At 72.4% G+C, this 20,856-nt stretch carries 18 protein-coding genes; 10 read left to right on the plus strand and 8 right to left on the minus strand.

The window, feature by feature from the left end; genetic code table 11:
• The first annotated feature begins 56 nt into the window (after positions 1-56).
• Positions 57-1,586, plus strand: a complete 1,530-nt coding sequence (locus tag ACZ3I3_RS13285; protein WP_467364580.1) for a helix-turn-helix domain-containing protein — start codon at positions 57-59, stop codon at positions 1,584-1,586.
• Between the two features lie 37 nt (positions 1,587-1,623).
• Here the strand turns inward: ACZ3I3_RS13285 and ACZ3I3_RS13290 are convergent, their stop codons facing one another.
• A complete protein-coding gene (locus ACZ3I3_RS13290; RefSeq protein WP_467364581.1) occupies positions 1,624-2,049 on the minus strand; it encodes a hypothetical protein in 426 nt (141 codons plus the stop codon).
• Between the two features lie 41 nt (positions 2,050-2,090).
• A complete protein-coding gene (locus tag ACZ3I3_RS13295) occupies positions 2,091-2,873 on the minus strand; it encodes a hypothetical protein (RefSeq protein ID WP_467364582.1) in 783 nt (260 codons plus the stop codon).
• Between the two features lie 1,007 nt (positions 2,874-3,880).
• Between ACZ3I3_RS13295 and ACZ3I3_RS13300 the strand changes: the two genes are divergently transcribed.
• A complete protein-coding gene (locus ACZ3I3_RS13300; RefSeq protein WP_467364583.1) occupies positions 3,881-4,411 on the plus strand; it encodes a DUF488 domain-containing protein in 531 nt (176 codons plus the stop codon).
• 32 nt (positions 4,412-4,443) lie between these two features.
• Here the strand turns inward: ACZ3I3_RS13300 and ACZ3I3_RS13305 are convergent, their stop codons facing one another.
• Positions 4,444-5,064 (minus strand): hypothetical protein, encoded by a 621-nt coding sequence (locus ACZ3I3_RS13305; RefSeq protein WP_467364584.1) that lies wholly within the window; start codon positions 5,062-5,064, stop codon positions 4,444-4,446.
• Positions 5,065-5,344: 280 nt separating this feature from the next.
• Between ACZ3I3_RS13305 and ACZ3I3_RS13310 the strand changes: the two genes are divergently transcribed.
• Together ACZ3I3_RS13310 and ACZ3I3_RS13315 are read left to right on the plus strand one after the other, a co-directional pair.
• Positions 5,345-7,348 carry a serine/threonine-protein kinase gene (locus ACZ3I3_RS13310; RefSeq protein ID WP_467364585.1) on the plus strand — a complete coding sequence of 668 codons (2,004 nt, stop codon included), beginning with the start codon at positions 5,345-5,347 and terminating at the stop codon, positions 7,346-7,348.
• Between the two features lie 97 nt (positions 7,349-7,445).
• On the plus strand, positions 7,446-8,258 hold the full coding sequence (locus ACZ3I3_RS13315; protein WP_467364586.1) for an FHA domain-containing protein: 813 nt from the start codon (positions 7,446-7,448) through the stop codon (positions 8,256-8,258).
• A 20-nt stretch (positions 8,259-8,278) separates the two neighbouring features.
• On the opposite strand, the gene ACZ3I3_RS13320 is transcribed toward ACZ3I3_RS13315, so the two are convergent.
• From ACZ3I3_RS13320 to ACZ3I3_RS13340, 5 genes are read right to left on the minus strand one after another with little or no spacing between them, the layout of a single operon-like run.
• Positions 8,279-9,202, minus strand: a complete 924-nt coding sequence (locus tag ACZ3I3_RS13320; protein WP_467364980.1) for a tetratricopeptide repeat protein — start codon at positions 9,200-9,202, stop codon at positions 8,279-8,281.
• A 5-nt stretch (positions 9,203-9,207) separates the two neighbouring features.
• Positions 9,208-11,712 (minus strand): Hsp70 family protein, encoded by a 2,505-nt coding sequence (locus ACZ3I3_RS13325; RefSeq protein WP_467364587.1) that lies wholly within the window; start codon positions 11,710-11,712, stop codon positions 9,208-9,210.
• 21 nt (positions 11,713-11,733) lie between these two features.
• Positions 11,734-12,273, minus strand: coding sequence for a hypothetical protein (locus ACZ3I3_RS13330; protein WP_467364588.1), 540 nt, complete (start codon positions 12,271-12,273; stop codon positions 11,734-11,736).
• Entirely contained in the window at positions 12,270-13,541 is a 1,272-nt protein-coding gene (locus tag ACZ3I3_RS13335; protein WP_467364589.1) for a hypothetical protein, read from the minus strand. The genes ACZ3I3_RS13330 and ACZ3I3_RS13335 overlap by 4 nt, the downstream gene beginning before the upstream one ends.
• On the minus strand, positions 13,538-14,638 hold the full coding sequence (locus tag ACZ3I3_RS13340; protein ID WP_467364590.1) for a serine/threonine-protein kinase: 1,101 nt from the start codon (positions 14,636-14,638) through the stop codon (positions 13,538-13,540). The genes ACZ3I3_RS13335 and ACZ3I3_RS13340 overlap by 4 nt, the downstream gene beginning before the upstream one ends.
• 498 nt (positions 14,639-15,136) lie before the next feature.
• On the opposite strand from ACZ3I3_RS13340, the gene ACZ3I3_RS13345 reads away from it, so the two are divergent.
• From ACZ3I3_RS13345 to ACZ3I3_RS13370, 6 genes are all read left to right on the plus strand, one after another.
• Positions 15,137-16,603: a Y4yA family PLP-dependent enzyme gene (locus ACZ3I3_RS13345; RefSeq protein ID WP_467364592.1), complete on the plus strand. Its 1,467-nt coding sequence runs from the start codon at positions 15,137-15,139 to the stop codon at positions 16,601-16,603.
• The gene (locus ACZ3I3_RS13350; RefSeq protein WP_467364594.1) at positions 16,600-17,919 is read left to right on the plus strand and encodes a pyridoxal-phosphate dependent enzyme; all 1,320 of its coding nucleotides are present in this window, start codon (positions 16,600-16,602) and stop codon (positions 17,917-17,919) included. The genes ACZ3I3_RS13345 and ACZ3I3_RS13350 overlap by 4 nt, the downstream gene beginning before the upstream one ends.
• Before the next feature lie 5 nt (positions 17,920-17,924).
• Positions 17,925-19,121 carry an aminotransferase class V-fold PLP-dependent enzyme gene (locus ACZ3I3_RS13355; protein ID WP_467364596.1) on the plus strand — a complete coding sequence of 399 codons (1,197 nt, stop codon included), beginning with the start codon at positions 17,925-17,927 and terminating at the stop codon, positions 19,119-19,121.
• Between the two features lie 134 nt (positions 19,122-19,255).
• On the plus strand, positions 19,256-20,020 hold the full coding sequence (locus tag ACZ3I3_RS13360; RefSeq protein ID WP_467364598.1) for a class I SAM-dependent methyltransferase: 765 nt from the start codon (positions 19,256-19,258) through the stop codon (positions 20,018-20,020).
• Between the two features lie 148 nt (positions 20,021-20,168).
• Positions 20,169-20,468 carry a hypothetical protein gene (locus ACZ3I3_RS13365; protein WP_467364599.1) on the plus strand — a complete coding sequence of 100 codons (300 nt, stop codon included), beginning with the start codon at positions 20,169-20,171 and terminating at the stop codon, positions 20,466-20,468.
• A gap of 72 nt (positions 20,469-20,540) precedes the next feature.
• Entirely contained in the window at positions 20,541-20,852 is a 312-nt protein-coding gene (locus ACZ3I3_RS13370; protein ID WP_467364601.1) for an ArsR/SmtB family transcription factor, read from the plus strand.
• Positions 20,853-20,856: the final 4 nt, after the last annotated feature.

The raw sequence follows: 20,856 nt of genomic DNA on the forward strand, positions 1-20,856 counted from the left end.
ACCCGAATGGACCCCCCGGCCGGGTGCCATCTCATATCTGAGATAATCTCAACCGCATGGCAGACGATTACCTCGTACGCATCGGCAAGCTCATCCGTGACGCCCGGCAGCACCGGGGCTGGACCCAGTCGCAGCTGGCGGAGGCGCTCGGAACCAGCCAGAGCGCCGTGAACCGGATCGAGCGCGGCAACCAGAACATCAGCCTTGAGATGATCGCGCGCATCGGGGAGGCCCTCGACAGCGAGATCGTGTCGCTCGGCTACGCCGGTCCGATGCACCTGCGGGTGGTCGGCGGCCGCCGGCTGTCCGGCGCCATCGACGTGAAGACGAGCAAGAACGCGTGCGTCGCGCTGCTGTGCGCCTCGCTGCTCAACCAGGGGCGCACGGTGCTGCGCCGCGTCGCCCGCATCGAGGAGGTGTACCGCCTCCTGGAGGTGCTGAGCTCGATCGGCGTCCGCACCCGGTGGATCAACGACGGTGTCGACCTGGAGATCGTGCCGTCGGCCGAGCTGGACCTGGCGGCCATCGACGCGGACGCGGCCCGCCGCACCCGCTCCATCATCATGTTCCTCGGTCCGCTGCTGCACCGCATGGACCACTTCAAGCTGCCCTACGCCGGCGGCTGCGACCTCGGTACGCGCACCGTCGAGCCGCACATGATCGCGCTGCGCCGGTTCGGTCTGGACATCGCCGCCACCGAGGGCCAGTACCACGCGGTGGTCGACCGCTCGGTGCGTCCCGACCGCCCCATCGTGCTGACCGAGCGCGGCGACACGGTCACCGAGAACGCGCTGCTCGCCGCCGCCCGGCACGACGGCATCACCGTCATCCGCAACGCGTCCTCCAACTACATGGTCCAGGACCTGTGCTTCTTCCTGGAGGCCCTCGGCGTCAAGGTCGACGGCATCGGCACCACCACGCTCACCGTGCACGGCGTGCCCACCATCGACGTCGACGTGGACTACTCCCCCTCCGAGGACCCGGTCGAGGCGATGAGCCTGGTCGCGGCGGCCGTGGTGACGGAGTCGGAGCTGACGGTCCGCCGCGTGCCCATCGAGTTCCTGGAGATCGAGCTCGCAGTCCTGGAGGAGATGGGCCTCGACCACGACCGCACGCCCGAGTACTTCGCCGACAACGGCCGCACGCGGCTGGTGGACCTCACCGTCCGGCCCTCCAAGCTGGAGGCGCCGATCGACAAGATCCACCCCATGCCGTTCCCCGGCCTGAACATCGACAACGTCCCGTTCTTCGCGGCCATCGCGGCGGTCGCCCAGGGCAAGACCCTCATCCACGACTGGGTCTACGACAACCGCGCGATCTACCTGACGGACCTCAACCGCCTCGGCGGCCGGCTGCAGTTGCTGGACCCCCACCGTGTCCTGGTGGAGGGCCCGACCCGCTGGCGCGCCGCCGAGATGATGTGCCCGCCGGCCCTGCGCCCCGCGGTGGTCGTCCTGCTGGCGATGATGGCGGCGGAAGGCACGTCGGTGCTGCGCAACGTGTATGTCATCAACCGGGGTTACGAGGACCTGGCGGAGCGGCTGAACTCGATCGGGGCGCAGATCGAGATCTTCCGGGACATCTGAACGGACTGGGCTTTCGCCGGCGACGAGAAATCGGTGTTCATGAGATCACTCCGGACGTTTCTCTGACTCGCTTGCGCAGGTACACGGAGGTGCCGCCCGAGACGAGGGCGGCACCCGCCAGCACACATACGAACACGGTGACCGACATCGAGACGTACTCCTCGGTTGACCCGTCGGAGTACACGCAGGCGTTCCGAAGGGGCCAGAACTGTTGCTTGATGGCCGCCAAGTCGGCGCCGGCGTCGTTCCGGCTCGCGCACAGTTCGGGGAACGGCCCTCCCGTGGTGACGGAGAACCAGCCGTAGCAGTAGACCGCCACCGCCGAGGAAGCCAGGATCAGGGCGGCAAGCCCGTAGCTTCTGGGCACGGGCAGCGGCGGGTGGCTCAACAGGATGAGGACCACCACGATGCCCACCGCCGCAGTGACCAGACTCGCAGCCAGCAACGCGCCCATCAGGAACATGTGAGGCCTGCCTCTTCTCTTCCGCCTGCCGCATGCTGCCTTCACCGGGCCCCCGGCGTGAGTTCGACGCGCAAGTCGTCTGTCTCTCGGATGACATACGTCGAGTCGGTGTCATGCTGCCAGCCCACGGCGACGGCCTGATAGCGCCCGCCGCGCTCGATGATGAGCCTCAGCCCCGTATACCGGTAGCGGTAGTGCACCTGCTCACCGAGATCCTTCACCTCCACTCCGCGGCCGGTCATGCTCAGCCGGTCGGTGCTGAAGACGACGAGCGCCGTCCTGCCGACCAGTTGATCTGCGCTGCGCTCAGCATCGCGCAGACCCGACTGATGGGCAGCCAGCGCGACGGCCCAGAGCAGGCACAGGCATGCTGTCGTGAGCGGTGCGCCCCGTGCACGGATGCCGCTGGGAGGGCGGCCGTCGTTCGCAGCGGGCGACTGTCCCAGCAGAATGCCGGTGGCCAGGAGAACGGGCACGAGCCACTGGTACGGCTGAATGCGGCCCCAACTGAACAACATGATGACGGCCACGCACAGCACGAGCAGGTGGAAACGGGCCGCCCGCCGCACGACTCGTCGGCACCGGCCGATCAAGGCGGGCGGCAGAAGCGGCAGAACCGACCGGCTGAGCAACTGCGGGTCACGCAGCACGACCACGGCCGCCACGGCGGTCAGGACCACGGGAGCCGTCACCAGGCGCAGGCTACGCATGACGAACTCCGGGAAGCTCAGGCCAAGAGCCAGCACGTCGATGCGGAAGTACTCGAAGAACGCCCGGGTGTGCACCGCACCGGCATAGAACAACAGCGCCGCGGCGAGCGACAAGAGCGTCGTCCAATCGGCGGTGTGTCCGGCCGCCGGACGCTGAGCATCGGGCGGCTCTGTGCTACGAGGGGCGGAATCGCGCGGCAAGATCCGCCTTCTCAGACGTCGCCGGGCACCGGCCCGCCGCAGACGTCGTTCGCCCTCCGGCGTGGACGCCCCGGCGCGGGGGGCGGGAAAGGAGCGAGCGTTGTTCATGATGTCGGCGCAGATGTCGACTCTGCCTCAGGTGATGCCGTGGGCGTGGGCTGACACGGACGCGGACGGCTGCTGGGGGAAGGGCTCTGAGACGCGGATGCGCCGGGCGTAGGCGCGGGGGACGCGGATGCGCCCTGACAATTGGGTTCGGGGCCCGGCGTCGGCGCTGTCGGCTCTGGGACCGGCACCAGCTCGGGAGTGGGTTGCGGGCTCGGAACCCGCGTCGGCTCCGGCACGGGTTCGACGGGGTCGCCGCCGAGAGGCGGTGGCGTGCCCGACTCACCTGTCCTCTGCGAGGGCGTCCTCGCCGGAGCGACGCTGTTCGGGGGCGTGCTCGACACGCCGTGCCTGCCATGCCCGGCGCGTCCGTCAGGCGGGGCAGGAGGACTGGTGGTGAGTGAGTCGGGCTGCGGTGCACCCAAGGGAGCACGCCGTGCGTCCGGACCGCTCTCATGAGCGGATGTGGCAGCACAGCCTGCAGAGGAGCCGACCGAGGCGGCGACCACCAGCACCAGGCCCCCGAGCCTCAGATGCCGAGAACGCATGCGGCCCATCTACCGTTGCACCGGCCCTTTCAGACGTTGATGTGCGGTGCGCCACTACAGAACGTGACCATGTCCAGGGCCCAGAAGTCTGTCGCAGGTACCGGTATCCGCACAGACAAAGATCATTAATGGCGATCTCTGGCCTTGCCTGTTCTTGCGTGAGCGATCCAGGTCGAGTCGCCCATGCGCTCATGCCGCCCGGTCTCGTGGCTCCGACGCTCCCGCCGGCGCACGTGTGGATCCGCCAGAACGGGAAAGTCCGGCGCTGTGGACGTGCCTCTGCTGACGTTCGGGCACAGCACGGCCGACCGGGACCGGATCGCCGAGCTGCTGGGCCACGCCGGTGTCACGGCCGTCGTGGACGTGCGGACCGCTCCCGGCAGCCGCCGCGACCCCGATCTGTCGCGGCGGCGGCTCGCCGAGTGGATGCCGGGCCGCGGCATCGCCTACCGGTGGGAACCCGCTCTCGGCGGGTTCCGCACCCCTCCCGTGGACAGTCCGGACACCGTCTGGCGCAACGCGTCCTTCCGCGGCTACGCCGCCCACACCCGCACCCCCGAGTTCGTCACCGCGATGGACCGGGTGCTGCGCGAGGTCGCGCACGTCCGCACCGCCGTGATGTGCAGCGAGGCGGTCTGGTGGCGCTGCCACCGCCGGCTGATCGCCGACTTCGCGGTACTCGCGCGCGGCGTACCGGCTCACCACCTCATGCACGACGGGCGTCTCAGCGTCCACGCGCCGACGCCCGGCGCGCGGCTGCGCGACGACGGGCTTCTCGTGTACGACGGGCGCGACTGAGCCCGTCGGCACTGCCGGTACTGCCCGTACTGTCAGTACAGCTTGTTGACCGCCGTGACGGTGGTGGCCTTGAAGTCGGACACCTGGGCGTGCTGGAAGTTGCCCATCTGGCCCCAGTGGACGACCGTCACGGTCCTGCCGTCGCGGCCGACCGAGAACAGGCCGATGTCGGAGGAACCCCACGCCGAAGCGGTGTGGACGCCGTAGACATGGGCGCCCTCCTCGACGTTCAGCCGCCCGTAGCTCTTCTGCGTCGCCGTGATGTCGGGGTCCTGCTCCATCAGCTTCTTCGCGCAGCCGGCGAGGTCCTTGCGCAGCAGCGCCGCGAAGTCCTTGGCCCGCTGTTCACTGCGCTCCACGACCGTGATCTGCTGGGCGTTGGTGTCGTACTCGGTCCAGTACGAGCGGTGGGAGGCGATGGACGGCAGGGCGTCGCCCACGCAGGGCGGCAGCGCGTCCGGCTGGCCGGCGGTGACGGGACCGGCGTACCAGGGCGAGGTCGGGTGCGGCGGCAGTTCGGCCGGCTCCAGGAACCGGGGTGTGCCGGAGGCCGGTGCGGTGGCGGCAGCGGCCGGGACGGCGAGTGCGGCGACACCGGCGGCGGCCGCCAGCGCGGCCACGGTGGTACGGATGCCTCGGGTGCGGACGTTCATGTTTTCCCCCATGGTCTTCGTGTGAATGCGCGGGCTTCAGCCCTTGCACCTCCTACGACCCGTCACCGCCCGCATACGTTGCCCCGTACACCCGCTACGGGTTCGTCCCGAATGTCACCGGCCCGTCACAGAGCGTCCGGGACATCACCGAGCAGTCGTGCGCGCGGCTGATGGAGGCTCTGGGGAGACTGTGAGTAACGTCCCCTGTACGCAGTAGGTTCGCTCTACGCGCGCGTGGGTGGCGGCGCGCGTTCTGGGCCGATGCGAGGGGGAGAACAACGTGCGTCCCGGAGACGAGTTCGCCGACCGCTATGTCCTCAAGGAGGTCATCGGCGCAGGGCGCGGCGGCGACGTGTGGCTGGCCCACGACACGGTGGTGGGGCAGGACGTCGCCCTGAAGCCGGAGCGGGTCGAGGGCGACCGCGAGACCGCGGTGCGGCGGCTGCTGGGCGAGCCGCGCGCCCTGGCCAAGTTCCGTGATCATCCCCATGTCGTGACGCTGTTCGACGTCGTCACGGTGCCCCCGGAGGGGGACGCGGACGGGGGCACCGACGTGGGCGCGGGTGGCACGTACTGGTTCGTCATGGAGTACGTGCCCGGCGGCGGCCTCGACCGGCAGTCGCCCATGAGCCCCGAGCGCGTGGCCCGGATCGGGGCCCAGCTCGCCGACGCGCTCGCCGCGTTGCACGAGGCGGGCATCGTCCACTGCGACGTCAAGCCCGCCAACGTCGGCCTCACCCGGCGCGGTGCCGCGAAGCTGCTGGACTTCGGTGCCGCCTACCGGGCCGGTGGCAGCGAGACCATCACGGCCAACGGGCCCTACAGCTTCACCCCGGACTACGCCGCCCCCGAGCTGGCCCGGGGAAACGTCCCCCTGCCCGCCTCCGACGTGTTCTGCCTGGCCGCCACCCTCCACGCCCTGGTCACCGGTGCCCCGCCGCGCGGCGGCGAGCCCGGAGCGGACGGTGCCGGGTCGGGGGCCGCCGGGGAGGACCAGGACCGTCTGACGTACTGGAAGGCCGAGCAGGGCGTCGTCGCGATGGACGCCGATGCGGTGGGCCCCCTCCGCCCCGTGCTCGACGCCATGCTGCGGCGCGATCCGCGGCAGCGCCCCGACGCGGCCGAGGCCGGGCGGCTGCTGGCGGCCGTGGCGGAACACCGGACGCCGGACCTGCACGGCCGTCCCGCCCCGCCCGACGGCGGGCGCCCGCGCAGGCGACGCCGTGCTGCCCTGATCACGACGGCCCTCGGCGTCGGCGCGGCGATCGTCCTGGGTCTCGTCGTCCTTCCCGGGAACGGCGACGAGCAGGGTGACGGCGGCAACCGCCCCCGCGGTTCCGTCGGGAGACAGTTGCCGAAGGACCCCTCGAACGGCGGGACGCGGGCCCTGATCGGTGATCCGCGCACCGCCGACGTGTGCGCCCTGGCCGACGCCGACGCGCTCGGCCGGTTCGGGGAGAGCGAAGTCGACCTCGACTACGGCAACTTCGACCGCTGCGACGTGCTCGTCCACCCGGACGACAGGTCCCGTATCGACGTGTCGGTCCAGTTGCGCCGGGGCTCGCCGCCCGAGGCGTCGGACCCGGTCAGGACCATCGGGGGCATCGCCGTACGGGAGGCGCCGCCGAAGAAGGGCGAGTGCGGGCTGCTGCTGTCGCGGGACGACGCGCCCGCCGCCGGCGACGAGACCGGCACCGGCAGGGGCGGCACCGGCGGCGACATGTTCGTAGGGGTCCGTGTCGACGTGGGGCACGGCACGGTGGCGGGCGGGTCCGCGGCGCTGTGCGCGGTCGCCGACACCGCCGCCCGCAGCGCGGCCGAGGTCCTCAACCGCGGCCCGCTCCCCCGCCGTTCCCCGCCCTATCCGGCCGCCTCGCTGGCCTGGACGAGCGCCTGCGCGCTGCTCGACGCCGAGGCGCTGTCCGTCGTCCCCGGCATCAAGGCCGACGTGCCGGAGGCCGGTGTCGCGGACTGGGACTGCGAGTGGTTCAGCGACGTCGACGACCTGGAGGCGCAGATCGCCTTCTTCCGCGACGAGCCCAAGTCCTCACGCGACGGCCGCGTCGTCCGGCTCAGCGGCTACGACGCCGTCGTCGAGCCGGAGGGCAACGGTGAGGACACCTGCACGGTCTTCGTCCCGTACCGCGAGTACGGCGGCCGGGACGCCGAGACCGCCGTCGAGATGCTGCGGCTGCACGTCGGCGGGCAGCGGTCCAGCGCCGAACTGTGCCATCTGGCCACGGAACTCGCCGCCTCCGCGGCCGCGAAGCTGCGGACGCGCTGAGGCCCGTAAGCCGCGGGGAGGGGTCCCGAGCCGGTCGGCCCATGCTGTCGGGTACGTCCGGGACGAGTTGCACGCCCACGCATCGAGGAGACCAGCGATGACCTTCTCCGCCAGCCTCGCGCGCGGTGTCGCGCCCACCGCGCCCGGCACCCTGCACGCGCGCACGGTCAGCGGCGACCTGTGTGCTCCGCCGCGTCCGGGCCTGACCGTCCGCTTCGGGCGGGGCGAGCGGCCGGACGTGGACCTGGAGGTCGGCGTGGACGACCTGCGGGTGAGCCGCCGGCACGGGGAACTGACGTATCTGCAGGGGCAGTGGTGGCTGCGCAACACCGGGAAGCAGCTGGTGCGGCTGCCGCGCGGCCGGATGATGCACACCACCACCGAGCCGGTCCCCCTCGCCGCCGGCTACACCCCGCTGTTCGTGAAGGGCTCCGGCTACCGCGAGCACCTGATCGAGCTGTACGTGGCCGACCACGACGACCAGGGGCCGGTGTCACGCCGCCGGGCCGAGACCCTGCGGCCGGAGACCTGGGCGCTCGACGACGACGAACGGCTGCTGCTGGTCGTCCTCGGCCAGCGGTACCTGCTGTACGAGGAGGACCCGCGGCCCCTGACGTACTCCATGGCGGCCCGGCAGCTCGTCCATCTGCGTCCGGACGGCAACTGGACGGAGCGCAGGATCGAGCACCGCATCGAGGTGGTGCGCCACCGTCTGCACGGCACCGGCTTCAAGTACCCGCTCGTGCACGACAGGACGGCGGAGCGGCGGCCCTACGACAACACGCTGCTGCACAACCTGCTCAAGGGCCTGGTCGAGTCGACGACACTCGTGCCGCCGGACCTCGACCTGATGGACGACACCCCGGACACTCCCGGACTCCTGGACGGGTCGACCGCGGGGCAGCCGTAGGCATTCTCCGGCCAGGGCCCTCACTCGGGTGTGATCACGAGGGTGACCGTGCGGTTGCGGGCCGGGTCCGGGTACGGGGCGTCGCGCTGGTCCGCGCTGTCCGTGGTGAACGCCGTGAGGGGTTCGCCGCTCGCGGCGGCGAGTTCCCGGGCGGCGACCAGGGCGCGCCACAGCGCGACGACGGAGCCGCCGCCGCGGGGGGCGCCGGGGACGGTGGCCGCGTGGCCGTGCACGGTGACAGGCAGGTGCCGTCCGGCCAGCCGTTCACCGAGCAGGGCCAGGTGCCGGGCTCCCGCCGGAGTGAGTTGAGCGCCTTCGGAGAACAGGCCCCGGGTGAAGGCGACTTCGACGGAATCGCCGTGCACCGTGACGCGCCGGCCGGGGGCGCGCAGGGCATCGGCGAGCGCGGCGGCCCGACGGGCCTCGGCCGCCGCGTCCTTCTCCTGCCCGCCTTCCGCGGTGGCACCGGCGCCGCCTCCTGGACCCTGCCCGCCTTCCGCCGTGGCGCTCGCGCGGGGGTTCCGGGGGCCGCCCGCCGCCCGGTCGGTGTCCGCCCGGGCCGGGCGTGGGCCGTCCAGGGTGGTGAGCACCCCGGCCACGACGGCGGTCACGCACGCCGCCGCGACCAGGGCCGTACGGGCCCGGTGACGGCCGAGCGCCGCCACCGGCCCGGTGCGGCCGAGCCGGGCGAGTCCCGCTTCGGCCGCCGGGTCCTGCGGGTGCCGTGCCAGGACCCGTCGCCAGCACTCCGCCGCCTCGGCGGTCTCGCCGCGCTGCGCGTGCACCCGTGCCCGCAGGTCGAGCACGTCCCGATGGCCGCCGGAGTCCGTGGCCTCGGCCTCCCGCAACAGCCGCAGGGCACCGTCCAGTTCCCCGGACCGGGCGAGCCCCCGGGCCCGTGACACCAGCAGTACGACGTCGAGGACGCCCGTCCGGTCGCTCATGTGGCTCACCGGCTCTCCTGCACCCCGCCGATCCGCCGCTCCTCCGAGACCCCCGGAGGCAGCAGGCGGCGCAGGCGCTGGTTGACGGCGGACAGGGCCGTGCGGTCGCCCGCGGCGACGGCTCGGCGGCCGTCGGCGATCGCGGCGTCGGCCTGGGCGCGGGAGGTCATCTCGTCGCGCAGTTCGACGAGGGAGTGGAAGACGAGGAAGTCCCACTGGTCGCTGCGGCGCAGGAGGTCGACCTGGAAGTCGCGCACCCGGTCGGCGAGCCGGCGCAGTCCGGCCGGGCTGCCGTCCTCGCCGGCGCTGGTCGCGCGGGTGCGCAGGTTCTCCAGTTCGCGGCGTTCGGCCGGTCCGCCGCCGGTCTGTTCGATGAGGTCCTCGCAGTTGTTGAGGAGGTCCCACAGCTCGTGCTGGAGGCCGGGGATGTCGATGGCCTCCTCGACGTCGTCGAGCTGGGCCTCCAGGTCGCGGATGCGCCGGTCGCTGGTACCGGCCGCCCCCGTGTCGACGGCCGCGGCGTCGACCTCCTTGCGCAGGTGGACGAAGGCCTTCTCGTCGGACAGGTCGTCGAGTTGGGTGAGGGCCTGCTCGGAGTGCACGTCCTCGGCGCGTTCCCGCAGGGCGTGCGTGCGCTGCTCCAGGTCGTGCAGCCGGTCGACGAGTTCGTCGTGCGTGGGCGCCACCAGCTGGGAGCGGTCGATGGTCGCCTCGAACTGGGCGTCGGCGACGGGGATGTCGGCGGTGACGGTGACTTCCCGGTTCGTGGCGTTGATCTCGAAGGTCACCTCGACGGGCGTCTGCGCGGGCAGGTCGAAGCGGACGTCCCGGGGCCGGATCTCCAGCAGCCCGACGCGGGTGTTGCGGTCGGCGCGCCGGCGTTCGCCCTCCAGCAGCGGGATGCGGATGACGGCGTCGGGCTGGGAGCGGCGCAGCGGGATGGACGTCTCGAACGTCTTGGTGATGGAGGTCGGCAGGGCGGTGCCCTTGCGCAGCATCGGCGCGAAGGAGCCGTCGGCCTTGCCGATGCCGAGGGTGCTGGTGAGGACGGCGTCGCCGGGCAGCACCTGGGCGTGCGTGATCGACAGGGTGTCCGGGGCGAGCCGCTGCCGGGTGCCGGTGCCGTCGGAGAGTTCCACGGTGAACCGGGAGCGGGTGCCGGAGTCGATGGTCACCTCGGTGTAGAAGGCGCCGTCGCGGGTGAGGGTGGTCTGCGGTCCCCGGAAGGGCGGGTGGCCGTCGGGGTTGGTGAGGGTGACGGTGTACCGGGTCCAGTCGGGCACGGCGGTGCCGCCGCTGATCCGCCCGGAGACGGGGATGCCGGTGGTCTCCAGCGACTGGGGTTCGTAGTGGAGTTCCACGGTGAACTCGCCCGGGGCCGCCGTGCGCGGCTTGCTGGGCGTCCGCACGGTACGGGCGAAGAGGGCGGCGCCGCGCGCCACCACGGTGGTCGGGTCCTGGGTGTGGTCGAGCTGGATGCCGAGGCCTTCCACGGGGTCGGCCAGCAGGTCGCGCAGCCCGGGGGCGAGGGTCGCCCCGCCGACGAGCAGCAGCCGGTCGATGTGGTCGGGCCTGAGCGAGCTCTCCGCGAGGGCGTCCCGGCAGAGCTTGATCGCGCGGGTGTAGAAGGGCTGGGCGAGGTCGTCGAGGGCGCCCCGGGTGAGGGTGTACTCGAAGGGGGTGGTGCCGCCTTCGCCGTCGGCGAGGTCGAGGACGATGTCGTAGGTGTCGCGCCGGGACAGCTCGATCTTGGCGTCCTCCGCGGCCAGTTTGAGCTTGGCGAAGCTCGCCCGCCAGCGGTTGTCGCGCCGGGCGAAGTCCGGCAGGCCGAGGTCGCGCCGGACGGCGGGCACGAGCAGGTCCTCCACGATGGCCCAGTCGATGAGTTTGCCGCCCAGGCGCGGGTCGCCGGCGTGCTGGAGCAGTTGCAGTTCACCGTCGCGCTTGCTCATCACGGCCGCGTCGAAGGTGCCGCCGCCCAGGTCGAACACCATCCAGTGGGTGGACTCCGAGGCGTCCTGCACGCCGTACGCGATGGCGGCGGCGGTCGGTTCCTGGACCAGGGGGCAGTGCTCGCCGAGCCCGGCGAGGGCCGCGGCGGCGGACGTGGCGCTGTTCTGGTGCAGCGCGAAGGAGGCGGGCACGGTGATCACGGCCGCCTCCGGCGGGCTGCCGGTGTCGTGGGCGGCGTCCTGGCGCAGGGACTTGAGGACTTCGGCGGAGAGCTGCTCGGGGGTGAGGGACACTTGGGCGCGGCCGAACCGCCGGTGGTATCCGGCCACGCCCATCTCCAGTTTGAACTCGGCGTGCGCGTCGTCGGGCTGGGTGTCGGTGCGCTCGCGGGCGCGGCGGCCCACGTGGATCACGTCCGGCTTGGGCATCCACACGGCGGACGGGGTGCAGTCCCAGCCGTCGTTGTTCTTGATGACGCGTACGCCGTCGTCGTCCGCCACCGCGATGGCGCTGTTGGTGGTGCCGAGGTCGATGCCGAAGTCGATGGTCTCGCGCATGGGGGTCGTCTCCTTGGTCGTTCACATGCCGTGGGTGGGGCCGGGTGCGGGCCGGCCGACGACGACCTGCCCCATCTGGATCCGCTCGCCGCGGTAGTAGACGCTGGGCCGGAGGGTCTCCAGCACCACCTCGTGGGTCAGGCCGGGTTCGTCCTGGAAGGCGAGGACTTCGAGGGACTGGCCCGGGTCGAAGGGGGCGCCGTCGTGCTCCTGGATCTCCAGTCCGCCGTCGGCGAGTGCCTGCCGGCCGGCCTGGACGTAGCGGCGCACCTGCCTGAGGTCGGCGGCCGACAGTTCGCCGGCGCGCTGGTTCAGCTTGCGCTGGGCGCGCCAGATGCCGGTGGCGGCGGCGAGCAGCGTGCGGGCGTCCGCGCCGGCCGCGGCGGGCTCGTCCGTGGCCGTCCCGACGTCGGCGAGTACGTCCGCGAGCCAGTCGGCCTGGCCGGTGTCGAGGAACGGCGGCGGGACGCGGAACTCGGGCGGGTGCCGCAGCTGGCCGAGGGCGGCGCGCACCCGGCTGCCACGGCCGGACCCGCCTCTCCGTCCTGAGGGGACGCTCATTTTCTCCTCCGTACGCTGCGCGCGGCGTCGGCGAAGGCCACCACCATCTGGACGAAGTAGCCGAGTACGCCGATGCCGCCGAGCCCGATGATGAGCACGGGGACGATGCCGTAGACCTGGATCAGGCCCGCGACCGAGCCGCCGATGACGACGAGCACCAGGAGGAACCAGAACCAGGGGAACGGCCGTCCGGCCCGCGCGGGGCTGCGGCCGGTGCCCGTGAGGTGGTCGTAGATGAACTCCCAGTTCTCCTTCAGCCCGGCCGAGTCGCGGTCCGGGCCGATCTCGTAGGCCTTCTCCGCGAGCCAGAGCATCTCCTCGCGCCGTGAGGCGCTCGGCGGGCGCTGCACGGAGACGCCGAGGAGGTCGACCGCGAGGTTGTTCAGCCCGACGGCGACGATGTGGGCGGTCTCGTCGTAGCGCCAGTCGGAGACGAACGGTTTTAGCGGCGCCATGTCCTCGAAGCCGGGCACCACCCGGTCGCGCAGCAGCAGGAACGCCTCGCGGTAGTGGGCGGCCTCCCGCTCCCGCTCCGCCGTCAGCAGGTCGCCGTGGATCTTCTCGTACGCCTCCTCCACGGCGTGTTCGAACAGCTCGGAGAACAGGCCGGCGAAAGGCGGGAAGCCGGCCCAGGACGAGCAGACCGACGTCAGCCGGGTGGCGGTGGCCTGCTCGGCGAAGAGCTGGGGGAAGGGGGAGACGAGCAGTCGCGGCAGCCGGGCCAGGAGGTCGTCGGCGGCGTTCTCGTCGAGCCGGGGGTCGCCGAGCGCCCTGATCCGGTGCCGGACGTGCTGCCGCAGCGCCCCGTCCGCCAGCAGGTGGCCCCAGGCGGACACGACGTTCTCCCACATGGAGGCCCGCTGCTCGACGGGCAGCCGTGACCGCCCGGTCTCCGCCTCCAGCACCCGGGCGTGCAGCAGCACGGCGGCGTCGTGCCATTCGTGCACGTCCGGGTCGCAGTCGCAGCCGGAGTCCGGGGTGCCCCACAGCCACAGCAGTTCGTCGACCATGCGCCGGCGCGGGTCCTGGAGTCCCTCGAAGGAGGCCCGCACCTCGTCCTTGCCGTAGCCGCCGGCCGGGGCCAGGTCCGGGGCTCCGGGCCAGCTGTCCTCGACGGCCAGCCGCGCCTCCACCTTCTGCCGGTGCCGCCGCACGGCCGGTCCGCTCGCGCGGGTGGGCAGGCCGGTCACGGCGAAGACGTTCCTGCGGTACAGCTGTGTGCCCGCCAGTTCCTCGAAACGGTCGAACTCCCTTACCGGCGTGGTCACATGATCACCCCCCGGCGCCAGGTCATGAGCCGTGTCAGATGCCGCTCCCGCAGCAGCGGGTAGCGGCTGATGGTCTCCTCCAGCAGGTCGGCGGCCTCGCCGAGCCTGCCGGGCACCCGGGAGAGCGCGGTGGCCTCCTTGACCAGCCCGTCGGCGGACTCCGCCGGCTCGGGCGGCTCGGCCGGCTCGGTGGCCGCCCCGGGGCCGGGTACCGGGCGCAGAACGGCCGCGCGGTCGGCGACGGCCCGGGCCGTGGCGGGCCGCTCGGCCGGGTCGGTCCGCAGCATGTCGGTGACGAGCCGGTCCAGTTCGGGACCCACGTCGTCGTTGAAGGCGCGGGGCGGCTGCAACGGCCGGGTGAACCGCTCCAGGGAGAAGGACTGCACCGGGTCGCCGCCGTCGTACGGGAAGTGCCCGGTGAGCAGGAAGTACACGATGGTGCCGAGCGCCCACACGTCTCCCGGGCACCCGTAGCCCTTGCCGCGCCGCAGCACCTCGGGCGGCATGTAGGCGACGGTGCCCTGGGCGCTGGCCGCCATGGTGCCCGGGTCGGTCTCCTTGGCCAGGCCGAAGTCGCTGACCTTCACGCGCAGTCCCGTCTCGTCGTAGGTGATGAGCACGTTGGCCAGGGACAGGTCGCGGTGGACGATGGGGTGCGGCCGCTCGTGGGCGACGGCGAGTCCCTCGGCGGCCTGCCGGAGCACGGCGGTCACCTCGCCGACGGGCACCACGCCCGCGTGGGATTCCACCAGCCGCTCCAGGCTGCCGCCCGCCACGTACTCCATGGTGATGTAGCCGCGCACGCCCTCGGAGGTCTGCACGGTGCCGGCGTCGAACACCCGGATGATGTTGGGGTGTCCGAGGGTGGACAGGATCCGGGCCTCGTCGAGCATCCGGGACGTCGCCTCCAGCGAGGCCACGTGCTTGAACAGCTTCAGGGCCTGCCAGCCGAGGATGTGGTGCCGCACCCGGTAGACCTCGGCGAAGGCGCCCTCGCCCAGCCTGCGGTCCACGACGAGCGCCGAGTTGATCCGCTGCCCCTGCCGGAGCAGGGCGCTGCCCACGCCCGTCGCCGTGTCCTGCGTGCGGTCGAGCACGGGCTCACGCACCTTCCCCACCGGTGAAACCACCCGCGACGTCGCCGGTCCACTGCGCCCCGTCCGCCGGTGCGGCGGCGCGGGACGCCAGGGTAGGAAGGCCCTGCCGGGACCCCTCCCGGACCACCGGGGCGGGCGCGGGCAGGGGGCGTACGCCCCGTTCCGGCACGCGAACTCGTCCGGCCCGGACCTGTGGTGCGGGGGCCGCGGGCCGCACCCCACTCCGCGTCGCGGCGGAGGGCCGCCCCCCTTGGCCGAACGGCCCCGACGCACCGGCCCGACCTGCGAAGTCCCGGCCGAACGGCGGATGCCTCGGCCCCGCGCCCGGCGCGCGCCGCCCGGCCGAACCGTGATCCGCTTCACACCGGCGCGGGGACAGCCCCGGGCCTTACAGGGCGTAAAGCGACCGAAGAATGGATATGGGCTATACGGCGAAACGCGGGGAGTGTCGGACGTGCCCGGATGCCGGGCACAGCCGCTACAGGGGAGGGAGCGCGCATGGACGGCCGGCCCTTGTATCTCGAACCCCGACTGGAACCACGGCTCGGGTCGCTCCTGGCGGCGACGGGGACACTGCACTCGCTCACCGACGCGCTCGGCTCACCCCTGCACGTCGTGGTGCCGGACCAGATCGCCGAGAACCTGGAGCGGTTCCGGTCCGTGTACCGGGCACACCACCTGTCCGGCCAGGTCTACTACGCCCACAAGGCGAACCGGTCCAGCGCGCTGCTGCGCCGGCTCGCCGCCACGGACGCGGGCGTGGACGTCGCGTCGCTGGGCGAGTTGCAGCACGCGCTGGGGGCCGGTTTCACGGCCGACCGGATCATGGCCACGGGGCCGAAGAACCCCGAGTTCCTGTGGCTCGCGGCCCGCACGGGCGTCACGGTCGGCGTCGACGGCGTCGACGAACTGGACCAGCTCGCCGCGCTGGTGCGGGGGCACGCGCTCGCCCCGGTGCGGGTGCTGCTGCGGCTGTCGGGCTTCGAGACGTCGGGGGTGAAGATGCTGAGCCGGCGCAGCCGGTTCGGCACGCCCGTACGGGAGTTGGATCTCCTGCTGAAGGCGGTCGAGCGGCACGGCGACGCGGTCGAGCCGACCGGTGTGGCCTACCACCTGGACACCACGAGCGTCGCGGAGAAGGCGACCGCCCTCGAAGGGTCCCTGGCGGCCCTGGAGGCGTGCCGGAGCCGGGGGTTGCGGCCCCGGGCCGTGGACATCGGGGGCGGGTTCGGTGTCAGTTACCTGGCCGAGCGGGAGCAGTGGGAGGCGTACACGAGCGCTCTCACGGCCGCCGTCCTGGGCCGCCGCCCGCCGCTGACCTGGGGCGGGCACGGCTACGGGCTGCGGGGCGAGTCCGGCACCCTGCGCGGCGCGCTCGGCCTCTACCCCGCCCACCGGTCCGTCGCCGGCGCGGCCTATCTCGACGAACTGCTGGCCCAGCCCGCCGCCTCGCTGGGCGGCCGCCCGCTGGCCTCCCTGCTGCTGGAGCACCTGTACGACCTGTACAGCGAGCCCGGCCGGGCGCTGCTGGACCAGTGCGGGCTGACGCTGGCGAGGGTGCTGGAGGTCCGCTCCCAGGAGGCGGACGGCGCACTGCTCGTACGGCTGGCCGCGAAGGCGGACGACATCGCCCTGGAGGACCACGGAGTGCTGATGGACCCGGTCGTCGTCCCCAGAAGCGGAGCCGGGCCGGGCGAGGGGCCCGTCGCCGTGCACCTCTTCGGCGGCCTGTGCCTGGAGACCGATCTGATCACGCGGCGCACGGTGTTCCTGCCGCGCCGCCCGGTCCCCGGCGACCTGCTGGCCTTCGCCAACACCGCCGGTTACGCCATGGACTTCCACGCCACCCGCGCCCAGCACCAGCCCGCCGCCCGCAAGGTCGCCGCCTGGCAGGACGGTGACGCCTGGCGCTGGTGCCTGGACGAGCAGTTCTGGCCGATCACGCCCTCGGGGGGAGCCCAGTGAGGTACGACAGCATCACCGATGCGATAGGCAACACCCCTCTGGTACGGATCGACCCGGCCGTGCACGGCCTGCGCAACATCGACCTGTTCGCGAAGCTGGAGATGCTCAACCCCTTCGGCTCGGTCAAGGACCGGGCGGCCTGGAACATGGCGCGTCCGCTGCTGGCCGAGGCGGCCGAACAGGGCAGCCAGGTCGTGGAGTTGTCCAGCGGCAACACGGCGAAGGCACTGGCGGTCCTGGCGGGCATGCACGGCCTCGGCTTCAAGAGCGTCACCAACCGGATGCGGGTGCCGGAGATCAAGGACCTCCTGCTGCTGCTCGGGGCGGAGATCGAGGAGCTGCCGGGGCAGAGCGAGTGCCTGGACCCGACGGCGACGGACGATCCGCTGACCCTCTTCCACCGCACGCTGTCCGCCTCCGGCAGCGCCTACCTCCACACCGACCAGTACTTCAACCCGCGCAACACCGAGGCGCATCTCACCGGCACCGGCCCGGAGATCGTCAAGGACCTGGACGGCCGGGTGCCGGACTGGTTCGTCGCCTGCGTGGGCACGGCCGGTTCCTCCACGGGTGTGGCCCGCGCCCTGCGGGAGGAGGACCCCTCGGTGCGGGTGGTCGGGCTGGTCGCGGCCAAGTCCGACTTCATTCCCGGGATCCGCACCATCGACGAGGTGCAGGAGGTCGGCCTGTTCGACCCGGAGACGTACGACACGATGGAGTCGGTCAGCTCCGACGAGGCGATCGAGGGGATGCTGACCCTGAACCGCCGCTGCGGCATCCTGGGCGGGCCCACCGGCGGTGCCGCCTACCACGGGGCCGTCCGTCATCTGCGCGCTGTCGACGAGGAGTTGACCGAGCGCCGGACGGCGGTGTTCATCGTCTGCGACCGCGTGGAGAGCTATCTGAGCTACGTCCGGCAGCGGCGGCCGGACCTGCTGGGCCGGCCGCCCCGGAAGAACTCGCCGGCCGATCTCACCGAGGCGGAGGTCGGCGGGGCGCCATCGGTCACGGTGGCCGAGGCCCGTCGGTGGATCGACTCCGAGGGGCCGCTCGTGGTCGACCTGCGCAGCCCCTACGCGTACGCGGCGCTGCACATCGACGGGTCGGTCAACATCGTCGACGAGATGTTCGCCGAACTCCTCCAGGGCGGACTGCCGTTCAGCCGGAGCCGTCCGGTGCTGCTGGCGTGCCCGGTGGGCGAGCAGTCCGCCCGGTACGCGGCGCTGCTGACCCGGATGGGCCATCCCGGCGTACGCAGCCTGGCCGGCGGCATCATCGCCTGGCGGGACGCGGGCGCGCCCCTGGTGCGGGACTGACCGCCATGACCGCACCCGCGATCCGCGAGGACCTGCTCGCGTGGCAGCAGGCGCTGCGCGCCCAGTTCCCCATCGTCACCGGGCACCCGGAGCTGGCGTACCTGGACAGCGCGGCGACGGCGCAGAAGCCGCAGGCCGTGCTGGACGCCGTGCAGACGTACCTCACCACCAGCAACGCCAACGCGGCACGCGGCACCTACACATGGGCCAACCGGACGACGGAGCTGGTCGAGCGCACCCGCGAGCGCGTCGCCCGGTTCCTCGGAGACCGGCGACCGGAGCGCTCCGCCGTCCACTTCACGAGCGGCACGACCGAGGGGCTGCGCACGATCGCCCGCGACTGGCTGCCGGGGTTCCTGCGCGACGGCGACGAGATCGTCGTACCGGACGCCGACCACCAGGCCAACCTCGCGCCGTGGCGGGAGGCCCAGCGGCTGCTCGCCCGCGAGGGCACGCACGTCCGGGTGGTGCCGATGCCGTACCAGAGCGGCTCCGGGGACTACGACCACCGCGCGCTGGCCGAACGGGCCGGGCCGCGCACGCGGTTCGTCGCCACCACCCATGTGCACCATGTCTACGGCGGCGACATGAACGTGCAGCGCATCCGCCGGGCGGTCGGCCCGGACGCGGTGATCTGCCTGGACGCGGCGCAGAGTGTCGGGCATCTGCCGGTGTCCGTGGCCGAGTTGGACGTCGACTTCGTCGTCTTCTCCGGGCACAAGGCGCTGGCCCTGCCCGGTTCCGGGGCGGTGTGGGCCCGGCAGGGGCGCGGCCCGGCGTTCACGCCCGGCGGGTGGAGCGGCACCCCGAACACGGTCGGGATCGCCTCGCTCGAAGCGGCCCTGGACTGGCTGGACGCTGCCGGCTTGGAGCGCGTCGAGGAGTGGACGGTCGCCCTGGCGGCCCGGCTCACCGAGGGACTGCGCCATCTGGACGCCTACGAGATCCTCGGCTGCCCGCTGAGCCTGGCCGCCGACTCGACCGTGCAGCGGCGCCAGGGCATCGTCACCCTGCGGCATCGCGCCATCGACTCGGGCGATCTGGGGTTCATCCTCTTCAGCCACGGTTTCATGGTCCGCTCGGACAACCACTGCCAGGGCGACGCGGGCGAGAAGACCGGTTCGGTCCGGGTGAGTCTGCATGTGTACAACACCGTTGAGGAGATCGACCGGCTGCTGTCCGTCCTGGCTTCTCTCCAGTGACTCCCCGACCAGACGTCAGCGACTCCCCCAACTAGACGTAAGCGACTCCCCAACTAGGCATAATGGGAACCGTTTCCACCTGTAGGCTCGGACCGGCAAGGATCAGGTGCGAGACGGCAAGGTGGCGCGACCGGATGGGGCTGAGTCTGGCGACGGCGGAGCGATGGGTGGAGCGCTGGGAGCTCCAGCAGCGGCGGTACGCGGTCGACCGCGAGGAGCGGTTCACGGTGATCGCCGATGTCGTCGAGCACGTGACGGCCGGGCAGGGTTCCCGCCCCCTCGTCGTCGACCTGGGCTGCGGGCCCGGTTCCCTGGCGGCCCGCCTGGTCCGGCGGCTGCCGGACGCGGAGATCGTCGCCGTGGACCGGGATCCCGTACTGCTGGAGCTGGGCCGGACCCACCACCCGGACGCGGCCCGCTACGTCGACGCCGAGATCGGCGCACCCGGCTGGACCTGGGCCCTGGACCTGGACCGGCCCTTGGACGCGGCCGTCTCCACGACGGCCCTGCACTACCTCGACCGCGACACCCTGCTGCGCGTCTACCGGCAGCTCGCCGCGCTGCTGCGGCCCGGCGGTGTCCTGGTCAACGGCGACCACCTCCCCCAGGACGACACGGGCCCGGCCGGGATCGCCGCCCATGTCGGGCGGTGCCGGGCGGACCGGCAGCGGGTGTTCGCGCACGAGGACTGGGGCTCCTGGTGGGCCGCCGTCGCCGACGACCCCGAGCTGACGGACCTGCTCGCCGAGCGCCGCCGCCGCGAGGCGCCCGCGGGCACCGGGCGCCCCGCCGAACTGCCCCTCTCCGCCCATCTGGAGCTGCTGCGGCAGGCGGGCTTCGCCACGGCGGGCCCGGTCTGGCAGTACGGCGACAGCTGCGTGGTCGTCGCGGTTCGCTGACCCGGGCGTCACCCCTGCGCCGCCCCCGGCTCGCGGGCGGCGCCGGCCGCCCGGACAATACATGCAGGAATCGCTATATGTTAATGTCGCCATGACAGCCCCGGCCGGAGCGCCGCGGGCAGCACGAGCACACGCAAGGAGCCACCCCATGACCACCGCCGAACACCTCACCCACGACAACCACGCGCACGCCCACGGCGACGACTGCGGCCACGTCGCCTTCCCGCACGGCGACCACACGGACTACGCCCACGACGGCCACATCCACCGGATGCACGAGGACCACGTCGACGAGTGCGCGAACGGCGGCCACACGGTGCACCAGAACCACGACCACCAGCACGGCGACAACTGCGGCCACATGGCCGTGCGGCACGACGACCACACCGACTACGTGCACGACGGCCACCGGCACGCCGCCCACGAGGGACACTGGGACGACCACTGAGGCACCCGCCCGGCATGACCGAGGCACCTGCCCGGCATACTGGAAATCGTTGTCATATGCTAATGTGTGCATATGACAACGACGCCCTTCCCTCCGACGGACGAGCCGGACCAGACCCTGCAGGTGGCGAGCGAGCTGCTGCGCGCGCTGGCCTCGCCCGTACGGCTGGGGATCGTGCGCGAACTGTCCGGCGGCGGCAAGTACGTCCATGAGCTGGTGACCGCGCTGGGCGTGAGCCAGCCGCTGGTCTCCCAGCATCTGCGGGTGCTGCGCACGTCCCGGATCGTCAGCGCCCGGCGTCAGGCCCGCGAGACGCGGTACACCCTCACCGACGACCATGTGGCGCACATCGTGCTGGACGCCATCCGGCACGCGCAGGAGTAGCGCG

It is taken from the genome of Streptomyces sp. NPDC016851, assembly GCF_055562795.1.